Genomic DNA, 1287 nt, shown 5'->3' with positions numbered 1-1287 from the left:
TACTCCCGACCACAACACTATCAGTAATTTTAGAAGGGATAATCCAAAAGCAATCAAAAAAGTTTTTTTTGCCACCGTTAGCATTGCCAGAAATTTTGGACTTATTGGTGCAACCCTTATAGCTGGTGATAGCACGAAGTTTAGAGCACAAAACAGTAAGAAAAACAATTTTAATCAGAAGAAAATACAGCGTCATTTAGATTACATTGACACTAAATTGGAGCAGTACAACAAAGCCCTGGAGCAGAGTGAAACTCAAAACGAAAAAGAGGAAATCAAGAAAGACATTGATAAACACCAAGGACGCAGAAAGCAATACGAAAAACTTGAAAAACAACTAAAAGAATCGGGTGAACCACAAATATCCACCTCTGATCCAGACAGCAAGCACATGATAGTCCGCAATAACATTACCGAAGTTGCCTACTGTATCCAATCTACCGTAGATGCCAAGAATAATATACCTATCGATTATCTGGTTACCAATAACAACGACTCCAAGGCTATGGGGCTCATGCTACAAAGAGCTAAATCCATATTAAGAACAAATACCTTTACAGCACTCTATGATAAAGGCTACCACACTGGAAGTGAATTTAAAACAGCCAACAATCTAGGTATAAAAACATTGGTTGCCATACCTGGAATTGGAAGAGCATCGCAAGCGCCAGACCCTAACTATAATTCAGAACACTTTATTTTTAATCCACAAACAGATACTTACACATGTCCACAAGGACATCTGTTAAAAAGTAATGGAAGTACCTACAAAGGACGAAACTACCACTTTAAACAATACAAAACTAAAGCATGTAAAAGATGCCCTGTAAGAGACTTATGCACCACTTCTATAGTTAATGGAAAAGTCATTCAAAGAAGCGAATTTCACAAATACATAGAACAAAATGCTGAAAGGGTTCTGCATAATCCAGACGCCTACAAGAAGCGACAGGCAATTGTTGAGCACCCCTATGGAACCATGAAAAGACAATGGGGTTTTGATCACATCACAACTAAAAGAACAAGGCAAAGAGCCAGCGCTGACATCGGTTTAATATTTATTGCTTACAATCTTAAAAGAATTTGGAACATAGTAAAGACTGGAAAGGCACCCTACTTTCTGTGCTATACTGTCATTTTAGTCCATATTAAAACATTTTACAGCCTTTTAAAGACATTTTTAAAACCAAAGACAAATAATCAATTAGTAATAACAGTCTAAAACTAATTTTGTAATTTAGTTGACTAAACAAAAATTAAGGCAGGGTTATTAGACAGACTGCCGTT

General features: G+C 36.4%; 1 protein-coding gene. It reads left to right on the top strand.

Going from position 1 to position 1287, the window contains the following annotated elements; all coding sequences use genetic code 11:
* The coding region (locus tag D778_RS13530) for a transposase (RefSeq protein WP_040492637.1) at window positions 1–1222 on the top strand (1222 nt) is incomplete at its 5' end.
* Window positions 1223–1287: the final 65 nt, after the last annotated feature.

Source organism: Xanthomarina gelatinilytica, from assembly GCF_000348685.1.
Classification (GTDB): Bacteria; Bacteroidota; Bacteroidia; order Flavobacteriales; family Flavobacteriaceae; genus Xanthomarina; species Xanthomarina gelatinilytica.
The sequence above is the reverse complement of the archived record's forward strand: the minus strand, read 5'-3'. Positions and strand labels throughout refer to the sequence as shown.